Annotated in this window: 5 protein-coding genes; all 5 read right to left on the bottom strand. The window is 46.0% G+C overall.

The genetic code is table 11. The features are described 5' to 3' along the window. Positions 1-60: 60 nt before the first annotated feature. The 5 genes from FHS17_RS06795 to FHS17_RS06775 all read right to left on the bottom strand — a co-directional run bounded on the left by FHS17_RS06795 (position 61) and on the right by FHS17_RS06775 (position 13,908). Positions 61-1,902: an RICIN domain-containing protein gene (locus FHS17_RS06795; protein ID WP_167277105.1), complete on the bottom strand. Its 1,842-nt coding sequence runs from the start codon at positions 1,900-1,902 to the stop codon at positions 61-63. A 188-nt stretch (positions 1,903-2,090) separates the two neighbouring features. After that, the gene (locus FHS17_RS06790; RefSeq protein WP_167277101.1) at positions 2,091-4,856 is read right to left on the bottom strand and encodes a beta-galactosidase; all 2,766 of its coding nucleotides are present in this window, start codon (positions 4,854-4,856) and stop codon (positions 2,091-2,093) included. A 15-nt stretch (positions 4,857-4,871) separates the two neighbouring features. Next, a complete protein-coding gene (locus FHS17_RS06785; RefSeq protein ID WP_167277098.1) occupies positions 4,872-6,254 on the bottom strand; it encodes a glycoside hydrolase family 30 protein in 1,383 nt (460 codons plus the stop codon). Positions 6,255-6,524: 270 nt separating this feature from the next. Continuing rightward, the gene (locus tag FHS17_RS06780; protein ID WP_167277095.1) at positions 6,525-12,095 is read right to left on the bottom strand and encodes a hypothetical protein; all 5,571 of its coding nucleotides are present in this window, start codon (positions 12,093-12,095) and stop codon (positions 6,525-6,527) included. A gap of 268 nt (positions 12,096-12,363) precedes the next feature. Further along, the gene (locus FHS17_RS06775) at positions 12,364-13,908 is read right to left on the bottom strand and encodes a DUF3502 domain-containing protein (RefSeq protein WP_167277091.1); all 1,545 of its coding nucleotides are present in this window, start codon (positions 13,906-13,908) and stop codon (positions 12,364-12,366) included. Positions 13,909-13,915: the final 7 nt, after the last annotated feature.

The raw sequence follows: 13,915 nt of genomic DNA, 5'->3' as shown, positions 1-13,915 counted from the left end.
TTGATTTCATGAGCGATTCAGCCTTAAGTCGTGCTTTCTATGAAACTATCGTACTATGTTCTAATTCACTTTAACAAGCGTCCACTGCTGGTTGTTCCCGCCATTATCCGCCCATTGGATTACCGCTGCTCCGCTTGCCGTTGAGGCCGAATTGACGTCTGCCGTCAATCCGCTGTTCCGGTTAACCAAGATGAGTGACCCCCCTGCGTCTACCGGCAGCCATTGCTGGTTGTAACCACCATTATCCTGGTACTGAATAAGTGCAGCCCCCCCTGTCGTGGAGCTTTGATTGACATCAAGGAGCAGGCCGCTGTTTACATTTTTGATCTTATAGTAGCCATTGCCTGCGGAAACAAGCTGCCAGCGTTGATTGTTGCCGCCATTATCCGTGTATTGAAGAATGGATGCACTATTCGCTGTAGATGCGTTGTTCACATCCATGACGAGCCCGCTGTTCTTGTTTACCAGCTTGTAGATGGCAGTCGAAGGATAACCCGTTGTTCCGGTGTACGTCACATTGGAGATGACATACGTGGTGACCGAGCTTGCCTTAGCGTTAGCCGTGAACGTCTTGTTCGTTACACTTACGTTCGACAATTGGGTAAGATCCTCGGTGGAGGATGTACGGTATACTGCTGCTGAGCTGCCTGTTGCCGTAAACTTGCTCAGATCATAGGTAACTGACGTGTCCGTTGTTGCGCTGTTAGTCGTTACGAGCACCAGCTTGCTGGATGCCGCATCATACGCCGCAAGCGTATTGGCATCGCTCATCCCAATAATTTTGTAACCCGGGCGAATAAATTTGCTGTAATTACCCATGACATAATATTTCTTGTTCACGGTATAGCTTGTGGTTTGAGTATTGTTGAGAACATTTTTGAAAAAGCCCCAGCCATCTGCGCTGTCAACGGCTTGCCAATAAATCCAAGCGGTTACTCCCATGTTCTTCATGTCCTTCAAGATGGTGCGGGACATCGTCAAGCCGCTGGCATCCCCGTCCCCATATTCCGAAACCCAAGGAGTCTTCCCGTTCGAGGCAGCGATATTACGGAAAGCCGCCCTATTCGTCCCACCATACGTATGGGTATTGATTTGCGAAATAGCAGATTTTACGGCACTCGTATAGCTATTGTAGGAAACCGAAGAATCATCAACGCTATATTCCTCCGGAGCACTTAGCTTTGTCCCTGTAAGTCCCTTTGCAACCAGAGAAGAGTTGACCTGGCTTAGAATGGTGTTCTGATTCGCCCGATCAAAGTGCATGCCTTCCTGATTGTTGCCAAGTGACCACCATGTCGATACCGGCTCGTTGAGCGGGGTTAAGGTTTTGAAAGTAATGCCCCAGTTGTCGCGGAAATGCTTGACGACCTCGGTCAAATAATCGGCAAAATCATCATAATAATCCGTTTTTAAATTGTTAGCACCGCCGGAAGCTCCGGTAACACTGCCGCTATTAGTCATCCAGTAAGGAGCGGAATTAGAGAAGGCTTCGAATACATTGGCGCCTCTGGTTTTGGCTGCTTGCAGCATATATCTCTGGTTGGCATCGGCTGTCCAATCATACACACCTTGTGTCGTCTGGAAGCCAGGCACTGCTTTACGGTATTCCAAGTAATTCAAGCTTGGATTTTCGCCGCCTCCAATATTGTATCTAAGGACATTTAGGCCAATTCCGCTTGTCGTGCTGAACATTTTGTCCGCATACTCATCCTTGTTCGAATAGCCGCCTACTACTTTGCCCCACCAGGCGAGGGATGTTCCCCAGCCCTCCACCGTCTGATACTGCTGAGATGGATCAGCAGCTGCTGTGTAAGAGCCTGCCGCAGATGCAGTCATTCCAAAGCTACCCACAAGCATACCGCCTGCCGCAACTCCGGCCAATAATCGTTTCATCTTTCTCATGTTTTCCTCTCCTTATTTGAGATTCCTCAGTCTTATGACGATTCTCGCTGAGATGGACGTTTTGGCATCACCCCTTTCCATGTAAACGGTTACAAACTAGTCAAACAAAAACCGCTGCCTAGCAGATTTATTCAAAATAATGAACATCATCTAAGCAGCGGTTTATAACTTATTAACTATGCTTTATCTTATTGGAGCGAAATCCAGCGTTTATTGGATTGTTTATCGTAGAGCAGACGTACCTTGGATGGACTTGCTCCACTTTCATCAAATAGAACCAGTTCATTGCGATCTTTAAGCCATGCCATTGGGATCTTGTAATCCTCTTGAGGACCTACCTGCCAATATCGGCCTAGATTGTAGCCGTTAAGCCATACCGTACCTTTGCTCATTCCCGTTAACCGAAGCTTTAACTTGGCGTTAACTTCTTCAGGGAGCGACGGTTTAGCAAATTGTACCGTATGCCATACCGGTATGCCTGTTTCGCCACCATACGCTACGCGTTTCAGCTTCTCGACATCAGCGATTCGCCAGTTATTTATTTCCTTCTCCGAGGAAGAGACGAGTAGTTCAAGCCTTTGGAGTGGTGACTTCACATAGGCCATAGCGATCTCATTTACACCATCCTGAATATAATCAGAAATATCAAGCGTATGGTGCAGGAACCAATCTTGATAACCTTCAATTATAATCTCTCTGCCGTTAATGCTAAGCTTCCCGCTAACAGCTCCTACCAGGACAGCACGGTCGTAATCGCCATCCATCGTGAACGTTCTGCGGATGATCGTTCCGCTGGCAAGTTCGTTCACTTCATTCAGCTCTAGAGTTGTCTCCTCATGCTTCCAATTCGGAAGGAGATCATAAGACTGCCCGTCTGCAAAGACTGCACCGGCTACCCCTTTTACCTCACCTAAATTTGGCGAGAAATTGAGGCGGCCCATATTTTGCACTAGAATCTGCACACGATTGCTGCTATTTGGCTTCACTTGAAGCTTAACTGCTGCAGCACCTACTTTCTCTACCAGCGCTTGTTCCGTACCATTCACATATACCCGAGCCGTATCCTCAAGCCTCGAGATAATGAGAGTGGCTTCTGTCTGATCTCCTGCCACAAAATCGCTTTCGTATAGCAAATGTCCATAAGGCTGACCAAGCTCAGAGAATGCTTTAGGCTGGGCAGCTTCCTCACCTTGTGCAGCCGATAACTCACAAGTCTCCGAGCTCCACTCCTCTAGTGAAGGAGCCTCCAGATAAACGTAAGGAGCGACCTGATGGCTTGGTTCCATGTTCCAGTCTCCAAGGAGAATTGGTTGCTCCACACCATCTTGTAATGCTGCCTTGAAGGTGCCGTCCGCCAGCAAATCAAAGTCAGCATAACCAATTGCCCACTTCGCACTGTTCTTATCGATGATACGCCATGAACGGTCGGCCGTCTCTTTGTTAATAGCAATAATCTGATAAGGCTTATTACCAATGGTGAGTGTAACTATCTGTGCCTCTTGGAAATGGCAGAGGTCAAAAATCACCTTTTTATCTCCATTTAATAGCTGCTGCCTTCTAACTCCATCATACTCAACTAGAACGGGCTGCTCCGACTCGATCTCAATATACGAGCGCTGGCCGTTGTCTGCCGACACGATTAAAGTATGGATACCGTCGATCTGCTCATTGGCGAGCAGATACGTATTACATGTCAATTGTACACCCGGCTCCAGCTGCAGCCTGTCGATAACCGGAAGGATTGCTCCAGCATTGATTGTAACAGGGATCGTACGGCCACCTTGTATCGTCATGCTTGTTGTCTCGCGCTCATCCTTCGAGCTTTCGACGAACCAGATCCGTTCATTACCGTTCTCTCTTACCCGTGCCTTAAAGCCTTGTGGCAGTGCAGCGAGAGCAGAATCCCCTTCGACGGTATTAAGCAGCATCCGTTCTACAGCTGTTACGAAATAGGACATTCGCTTGGCTGTATTATATTTGTCCGTTACCCGATTAAACTCACTCAGCGGTGCATCATAATCGTAGGACGTCACCATAAAGATATCGCTTGCCCCTACTGTGCGGCCGCCGTAACCGCCAAAGTTGGTACCGCCGTAGAACATATAATGGCTTATACCGCTGAAGCCCGTTTGCAGCGTTTCGAGCATTCTTTTCTCATATAAAGCTGGCGTCTTCTGAGTAGCGGAAGAAGCTCCCCAATGCTCAAACCATCCCGTCCAAAACTCCGTTACAATCTTAGGTGTATGAGGCTGCTTCTTAACGAGGTTTCCGTAATGATGATCAGCGCCTGACCAGAAGTTTGCACCTTCAATCGTTCCTTCAGCGCCGCCCACGCATGTAATCAGTGGTACAGTTACTCCACGCTCAAGCATCACGTCCCGTAGATGGTGCATATAATCTCGTGCTGTTTCATCGTCTGCGAGATAACCGTATTCATTCTCCACCTGCACAAGAATGACAGAACCGCCTGCGCCTATCTCCCGCTTACAGATAATCGGAATAATCTGATCCATATAGCGGTCCACATAAGTCAAATACTGCTCATCGTAGGACCGGAATTTTATCCCGCCTTTGTTGTTCAGCCAGTAAGGGAATCCGCCGAAATCCCATTCTGCGCAAATAAAAGGACCCGGACGAGCAATTACCCAAAGCCCCAATTCGTGACACAGGTCAAGAAAAGCGCCGCAATCATTGTCTCCTTCAAAGCTCCATTGCCCTTCTTCCGGTTCATGAACATTCCAGGCGAAGTATGTATCTACGCAGTTCATCCCTGCAAGCTTTGCCTTAACAAGCACTTCCCGCCATTCTTCCTTTGGCATACGGAAATAATGTATGGCAGCACTATTAAGGAAAATCTGCTGTCCGTTAATGTTATAACTGAACTTGTCATATTGAACGGCTAAGTTTGTATGAGCATATACTTTCCCATCCGTACTGGATAACGTTTCCTGCATCTCTCTATTCCTCCCCTAGATCTGGTTGGTGAATGCGATATTCGACAAAACAACAGTTGTTACAGACTGTCCGTCAAGTTCTAACGTAAATCCGTTACTGTACATGGACAGTTCAGATTCAGCCAAGTTATCACGCTGTGACGTACGATATACTTTGGCTGCACAGTCATCTATCTGGAATGCGCTTAGGTCGTAACTTACTTCTCTCGAATCACCGGTATTACAAGTGACGATTGTAAGCTGTTTGATTGCTGCATCATAGGCTGCAATAGAACGCTCATCACCAGTAAACAAAATCCGGCTGCCCGGTCGAATAAACTTACTGAATTGAGCCATCGCGTAATACTGCTTCGTCAGCTCATAGCTGCCGTCTCCATGCCTAAAATCCGTATGTATAAAGCCCCAGTTGTTCTGTGCGCTTTCATCTTCAATCGCCTGCCAATACACCCATGCCGTGGGCTGCAGCTGATGCAAATCTGTGATGACTCGCTCCGCCAGCTCAAGCACACTGCTCAGATCCTCATGATTATGAGGCTCGGTTCCGCCGGTGCCGTACTCAGACATCCAGAGACGTTTCCCTTTCTCCTCCGCCAACTTGCGAAGCTCCGACAATTGAACGCCGGTGTACGTATGGGTATTGATTTGAGCAAGGCTGTTAAACGTCTCTTCATCATAACCATGCAGCATCTCAAGTGTTTCATCCACACTGTTCTCATCCGGTGCACTAACCGTTGTTCCGCTTAACCCTTTTAATTGAAGAGAGTTAGCCGTTTGCTTAATAATCTCCATCTGTTTATCTATTGTGAAATGAGCGCCTTCTTGAATATTGCCTTTCTTCCACCAATTCGAGATTGGTTCATTGAGAGGATTAAGTGTCCGGAATTCGATACCGTAAGCTTCTTTGTAATGCTGAACTACTTCTGTCAGATAGTCTGCAAAATCCTCATAATACTCTTCCTGCAAATTGTTGCCGCCATCAACTGCGCCAGTAACCGAGCCGCTGATCGTCATCCAGTAAGGAGGTGAATTGGAAAAAGCCTCTGCAATGGTTGCTCCTCTATCGAATGCAGCAAGCATGACCAAACGTTGTCCTTCATCCGCATTCCAATCCCATACACCCTTCTCCGGCTGAAATCCCGGAACATCGCCGCCAGGGCGCAGCGTATTCGGCTGGATCGACGGATTCTCTCCACCGCCAATATTGTACCGGACAATATTGAGGCCAAGACCTTTGTCCGCGTCAAATACAAGATCCAGAACTTCTTCCCGTTTGTCTATATTGCTCCACTGACCAACAATATGTCCCCACCATGCCAGCGAAGTACCCCAACCTTCAAAACCTTCGTAACCATCTGCAGGCACGATAGATATGGCCTTAGACCCGAATGAATGATTCATATATCCTCCTATTCCGAATTGGCAGCCAAGATATAAAGAGTCATACCTGAAACCTATTTCATGAAACGGGTTTCATTAAGTAGAAAAATAAATACCCTGATGCGGGTACAACAAATAAACAGCCAATCACCAATTATGAAAGGGCTTTCATCCGTCTGGTTTTTATTATATTCCCGCGTTAACATAACTGTCAATACTTGTTTATTGCTTCCATTTGGAACAACGAGACTGCCCTAGGGACAGTCTCGTCAACAACCTTATTTGATCCAACTATTTCACCGTAATCTTCATTTTCTCACTCTTCGTTTCTCCTGCAGCATTAACAAGCACAGCCTCATACTCATATTCACCTGCTTCTCTGCCTGTAAGGCTCGTTACTGCAGACTGAGCATTTGGCGTGCCAGCTGTAAGAGACTGAGTATCTACCAACTGACCGTTCTCATATAAACGGTATTCGCTTGCATTGGTTCCCCACCACATATTCATAGTGATCTTGTATTCCCCATCTCTATCCCAATTATCATTGGACAAAACCGGCTTACCAGGGCTCGCTTCTATGACCGTTACAACATGCGGATCGCATGCCGTCGTACCAAACGAATTGATTAACTCGCAGGTATACTTATACGTTCCGTTAGCTTTCCCCGTAACATCGGTCTTGAAGGTTTGCGCCTCAGGCGAGTTGTCCGTCAGCTTCTGTGTCTTGATTAATTCGCCGTTCTCGTACAGCTTGAATTCGGTACCGTTATATCCCCACCATAGATTCATTGTGACGGAATAGTCGCCATCCTTAATGCCTGTATCATACCCGTTGTTATCGGACAATACAGCTTTACCGGGAGCACCTTTTGCGAGAACGGGTTGCTTTTTCAAATTCGATTGAGCTTGCCGAAGCTTTGCAGCCTCCGTATCAATCTCCTCCTGCGTTACAGAAGGTTTGTTAAACATCTCTTTCGCTGCCGTTAATTCCGTCTGGAAGGCCGTGACACTATCAGCTGTATACGGGTCAAGATCTACAGCTTTGGCTTCTTCAATATACAACTCGAGCAATGTGCGATCTGCCACTTTCTCATGGAATTCAATATCCCCGATATTGGCGTAACCACTTGGTGTGTTGTATCTCAAATAACGATAAGCTTTACTGCTGTTAATGAGCTGAGAATACCATTTCAAATCCGTTATTCCGTTAATCGTAAATAAGGTCTCGTAATTCATTCCATCGTTAGAGCCTTGAATCTGAGCACCGTTAATCCGTGGAATATTACCAGCACGCGGTATAAACCGGATGCTGCCGATAACCTTTTCATTGCCTACGCCCAAATCCACTCGAGCCCAGCCTGATGCGGTTTTTGTATCCGGTGAAGTGGCTGCATCTCCGTCAAATGCACGCCAGCCATTCGTTACAGCATCAGCTGTTCCATCCCAGGAAACAGACGAGGCGAGCGACATAGACGATGTAATGGTGATCTTCGGATAAATGTCTGCTAGAGACACTAGAAGATTTCTTGCTTTCAGCAGTTGGTCAAGAATGTCCATTTTGTCTGCTCCAGGCTCGATAGAAGCTTTCTTGATGTTGTCGATTTCTTTCAAATAGTTATAGTAGCTGGCTTGGGTATAGCCATCTGGGGCAACGACCTTCGAATTGATGTCATAGTCGTAATAACCGAAAATCTCCACTTCTGCAAGGTTTCCATACCAGCTCTCTGCATTATAGAGTCTCAAATAACGATAAGCATTATGGTCCACAATCTTATCTAGTCTAAGATCGGTCCAGGTATTGGATAACGCACCCGAAATAGGATTCGTCAGATTGGTCCAGCTGGTATTATCGTTAGAGCCTTGAACGACAAGTCCATTTAATCTGCTGCCCATCGTCCCTCTTGGGGAAAGCTTGATTTGGGTCAGATTAATCGAAGAGTTCGTACCGAGATCTATCGTGTAATATGAACCTGGGCCAGTGATCAGATCACCATAGGTGGTTGTATTACCGTCAAACAACAAATATCCTACTTGTTCCTTCGTCAGGCCGGAACCCGTTTTCACATACTGATTATCTGAGGCCGTAACGGTTGCCAGCCCCGTGACATCGATTTTGATTGGAGCAGATTTACCTGGTACTACAACAGGAATTACACCTGTATTTGCTGTAGAACCATCCGCATCGCTCGTTACAGTCAGAACCACCGAGACAATCGTGTCCATATTAGGCTGAGTAATTGTACCGTCTGTCCCAATAATTCCTTCAGGTGCCGTGGATGCAAGAGAGATCGAATAACCTCCGGGCACTTTAGGCAGCGTTAAGCTGGTAGCCCCTTTTGCCGGTACAGCAAGACTTGTGATCTTGGATGCCACGACTTCAGCAGATGCCGTATACGTGCCATGAAGCTCAACTTCTGCTACATTACCACTCCATGCGGTGCTATTATAAAGCCTGAAATAACGGTAAGCTCGATGCTCCAATAGCTGATCCTTACTTATATCTAACCATTTGTTAGGCTGAGATGAGGCTACCGCTTTCGTAAGATTCGTCCAATTCACATTATCCTTAGAGCCCTGAATAATAAGTCCATTCATTCTGGCAGGATGAGTAGATCTTGGCATAAGTACAATTTCATTCAGCTCTACGGATACGCCTTCTCCAAAATCAACGGTATACGTTCCTGTACTATTGGTAAGGTCCCCATACGTAGTTGAATCTCTATCAAACAACAAATAACCTACTTGATCAGCAGTCAATCCGGTTCCTGGCCACTGCGGATCGGAAGCTGTTACTTTGGCGAGCTTGGTCACATCGAGATAAGTCGTCCCATCCACAAGGAAAAGAGAAGAGCTGTCCGTAGTTGAAAAAGCAGTTTCTCCGTTTGTACCATCAGTCTTCAGATAATCGATTGTAAATTTGACAGGACCGGTTGGTGCACCTGGTTCCATTTTAGCTTCCGCCGTCCAATTCTTATCATCAAGCTTGCTGACGGCAGCATCTTGACCTTGGATACGAACCTTCACGTTCTGAATTTCTTCACGTGTTTGGATGTTTAATTTGACCGAATCCCCTGTTGAGATCTTGCCATTTACGCCCTGATCCGAACTCATGGAGACCGATTCGAGTTTATTGTCAATCTCATAACGTGTGCCATAAATTCTGAATTCGGGCAGCTCCAGGAAATTTCTGACGATGCCATACAGAACATCAGGCAAAGGCTGAATCATTTCCAGCTTGATAAACCGGTATTTTTCATTCTGATAAGCAGCATCCACATCAAGTGTTTGGAATTCCTGCGTCAGACGTGTGACACCCGGTGTCAGACGTGTCCAGTTCTCCCCATCGTTCGAGCCATATACGGTTGAATTGGCTAGACGATCGGCGAAAATATTACTTTGGAATCCAAATTTGTTCGCAGAAACCTTATAATCCGGTCCGAAATCAAGAATATGGTATAGATGCGGCGGTGTTCCAAGAGCGAGTCCATAATAGCCACCTGTATCATAGCTTAAATCATCTTGCTTGGTCACATCTGCCCCCCAGCTGGACCAGTAAACAACGTCGGAGTAATGGATACTGCCATCCGATCTTAGAGGAGTTGTTAATTCCAGGTTCTCAGCTGCATTTCGAAGCTCTCCCAGCTGCTCGTTAAAGTCTTCATCTGATGCTGTTCCGATCAAGTTCATCGTCTCATCATAAACAGACTTATAATGAGCAAGTGAAGTGGAGACGTAAACTTCATCTGAATCATATGGCGTTATAGCTGCTTCTACTGCAGACGCCCTGTCGCCAGCTGTCACTACGGTTACTTTCTTAGTTGTCACGGTTACACCGTCTGATGCGGTAACAACAAAGGACAAAGTCCCAGCTTGCTCCGGCTGCCAGGTAAATGCACCTGTCTCATCATTAATCTCCGAGCCTTCAGGAGAAGCTTGAAGCTCATAAGTTATAACGCCTGTGCTGCCTGCATCCTCAGCAGACAAATCCAGGCTAAGAGCTGTTCCCAAGTAAGTAAATACGTTCAAATCAGAGCTGCCAGATCTAAATACCGGCGGTGTCAATTGTGCCCCTGCCTGTGCATTAATATGATCTATATCGACGGTTGTACCAGTTGCCCCTTTTACCGTCAAATAAGCAATGTCACCCATCGTTCCCGATACCGTGAAATAGGTCCACTGTCCTTTCGTATCGGGCAATGTCCATAACGATCCAAGCATATCCAATGTCGCTGTACCATTCGTCCGGATCTTTAATCCAAAGGTTTGTGATGCAGCGTAACCGGAGCTCAGGAAGGCAATCTTTGTTCCAGCTTCTGCTGCGTTCATTCTGATGAAGGAAGTATCTCCTTCCTGCACCGTTTCCGTACGATGATCTAACGAGGTATACCGCTCTTCCACTTCAAGCAAGGATGCGCTTGTCTGCTGCTTGGGCAGATTCACTTCTCCTTCTGACTCGGCTTCCTTCGGTATATAAAGCCAAAAATCACCGCCGCCATCTACGTTATCCCAGTTGTTATTAAGAGCGCCGCCGTAATAGAAAGTAAGTGGGGTTCTCTTCTTAAAAGCCTCATAATAATACGGAGCTTTCTCGGCCACATTTTCCCCTTTCACATAAGTATAGTAATAGTAGAGATCCCAGAAGTTTGCGGTATTAAACCTGCCTCTGTAGCCGCTCGCAATATGGGTATAGGTATCTCTAATCGTGCCGTCCGGTGAAATCGCATACGCCACCGGTGTCCAAGGGGTATCATAACCAAGCATATACTGCCAGAAATAATTAGCGGTTGCGAGAATACGATTATCTAAAAACTCGAAAGGCCCTACTGCATCAGCGCTTTCAGATACGGTACCATCTTCCGGATCCACCTTTGTTCCTTGAGCCAGGAGCATTCGGGAAATCGTCACAGCATTCGTCAAGTCTCCGCCGCCATGCGCCTGATCACGTCCCATCTCCAAATGCTGGACATGCGGCGTTACCGGTTCACCTGTCAAATCATTCGTATCCACCATTCGGAACATCTGGCGGATTGATCCATTAAAGCCTTGATCATTCGCAGTCTTATTCACGGTGAACCATTCAACTGCCTCGTTGTACCTCTCTTTATTGTTGGTAAAGATATAACCGGCCATCGCTCCCATCAGTGGATACGTATGCTGGTTCATGAAATAGTTATTGCTGTGCTGGAACGTTTCAATGACCGGATTTATCAGGTTGTTCGTGAAGCTCGTCGTATCTTGCTCCGTCCATTCAAGTTCAGGCGTCGGGCTGCTTGTATATCTCAGAATTTCTGCTGCCGTAACCATTCGGTTCAGCGGTATTCCTGTATGAATATGAGCATCTGTATAATATGCATACTGTGCAGGATCCATCTGGGACCAGATCCGTATCGCTTGCATGGCATTAGCCCGGTAAGTTACATCGCCAGTAATGAAATACATAATACTTTGCGTATACGCCAGCAGCGCATCGCTAATAAATCGGGATTGGATGCCCTGGCTGTTAAAATAATTAGCTGCCGGCTTTGTAGGATCCGTTGTGCTTTGATTTTTAATCAAGACCGTTTTGGAAGCCTGGGCTGATGCTATCATACCTTTATAATAGGAATACCATGGCTCCTTATGCGCCAGTACCTGTGTCCTTAAGTTCTCGAGCGTCTCCTTCGTTAGTCCAACACCTGGGTGAGTAAACCCATTGCTGCTGATACTTTCTTGAATGTCTACCGTATAGCCGGAACTGATTACCTCATCAACCTCTTCTGCCGCAGCAGCTGTACCTTGTGGAATAAACGCTGTTACCATACTCACGGTTAAGATGACGGACATCAAACGCATCCATACTTTACTTAAAAGTAAATCTCGCACAAATAAACTCCTCCTCGAATATAAATGACACCGCTTTCAATTAGGCTTATAAAATGTAATTTTGAAACAGTAGATTCCCTCCTTCGTTCCATCTATCTTAACTATAGAGTGCCGCTTTCAACGCTCCTATCACAATTTTGCAAGATTCCTTTAACTTTTCGCTGTTAGAATATAGGTAATAAAAAAGGCTATCCCTATGGAACAATGTCATTAAGTTTAGCCCTTAATGACATTGTTCCATTGGATAGCCTTCATTCGTTACAGTTCCCTATTTGCTTTTGCTGAGCTTCACCTTATCCAGCTGCGCTTGAAGCTCCTTCATATACGTATCAATTCCCGCTTCCTTCAGCTTCACCTTAAGAACCGCAAGGTCATGATCGATGTCCTTGCTAATCCCTAGATTAAGCGGTTGAATGTACTGCTCCTGTACCGTCACCAGATTCGACAGCTGTTCGAAAAGGGATGACGTATCAAACAGGAAATCCTGATACGGATCGGCACCATTTTTCTCCGCAAGCTTAGGTCCTTCCGTTACTGTAAGCTTATCGACGGTCTTCTGCCACTCCTCAGGATATCGAATTGGAACATTCATATAACCGTCTAACACGCCGGTCCAAGATTGCTTTTTATTCTCATCCTTAATTCCTTCGTAAGAAATCTTACCATCCATTAAATGATAATTCTCCCCTTCAACACCATACGTCAGCAGATTGTAGTAGGCTTGGTCTGTATGGGCTTTTTCAAGAAATTTAAGCGCTAGATCAGGATACCTGGAATTGGATCCTATCGAAATCTGTGTTGTGGCGTTAACAGACGTACTTGGCATAAAAACAGTGCCTGGGAACATATCAAACATATAGTCAAACCAACCGTATTCTTGCTCGGGATAAGTAGACTGCAGGGTTGAAACATAAGAATTGCTGACCGCTCCAAAATGATTGTTAAATTCCAGCGGCTTCTTATTTTCCTTCATTAAGCCTAATGTCTTTGTTGTTTCATTCTCTTGCGCCCCAAGAATATCATGGTCGACGATTCCGTCGTCATACCATTGCTTTGATTTTGCTACCATTTGCTTATACTCTGGGGTATCAAACATACTCGTCACGTTATAGGGGTCATCAATCGGTGCAACTGCGAGCTCGGTCACCTTATAATATTTATCCCCGGTTAAGGAAAACCACAAATTATCACTGTATCGTTTATCAATAATCATTGGTGTGTCCGGGTATTCCCCTTTTGCTTTATACAAATACTGCTCCATTATTTCAAAGTTCTTAATTGGAGGTAATCCCCACTTCTTTCTCAAATCTTCCCGATAAAACATGCCTTCACGGCCTGCCCCGGGTACATTTAATTGCGGAATGCCGTAGAGCTTCCCATCAATCTTCATTTTTCCCAATATACCTTGATAGTGATCGACCAGCTTTGGGACCTGATTTAATAAAGGGGTCAAGTTAACGAATGCATTTTTGGCGGCAAAGGACTTGAAGTCTGACCAGGAGCCACCCACGTAGAAATCATATTTCTTTGAGGCAATCGCCATGCCAATGTTGCTCTTCTCTTCATCCCAAGGGATAAAGTCAAACCGGATTGTCATCCCAAAATCCCGTATGGTCAATTCATCAAGCTGCTTATAAAAGGAATCCATACCACCTGCAGGCGGGCTTCCCATCGTAATCGCATTGAGCTGAATAACCGGCTTAATAACCTCGTTTACATCTGTAACATCAAGCGCATCATTCGCCTGCCCCGAACAACCACTCATGAATATTGGTATAGCCAGCAAAGCCGGCATTAATCGAAGTAATCGCATACTATAC

Source organism: Paenibacillus lupini, assembly GCF_011761355.1.
GTDB classification, from domain to species: domain Bacteria; phylum Bacillota; class Bacilli; order Paenibacillales; family Paenibacillaceae; genus Pristimantibacillus; species Pristimantibacillus lupini.
Note: the sequence above shows the minus strand (reverse complement) of the source record. Positions and strands in the feature narration are given on the sequence as shown.

Excerpts from the sequence above, each read along its gene's own strand:
- FHS17_RS06775 (WP_167277091.1), bottom strand. The coding sequence starts at position 13,908 with ATGCGATTACTTCGATTAATGCCGGCTTTGCTGGCTATACCAATATTC.
- FHS17_RS06795 (WP_167277105.1), bottom strand. The coding sequence starts at position 1,902 with ATGAGAAAGATGAAACGATTATTGGCCGGAGTTGCGGCAGGCGGTATG.
- FHS17_RS06785 (WP_167277098.1), bottom strand. The coding sequence starts at position 6,254 with ATGAATCATTCATTCGGGTCTAAGGCCATATCTATCGTGCCTGCAGAT.
- FHS17_RS06790 (WP_167277101.1), bottom strand. The coding sequence starts at position 4,856 with ATGCAGGAAACGTTATCCAGTACGGATGGGAAAGTATATGCTCATACA.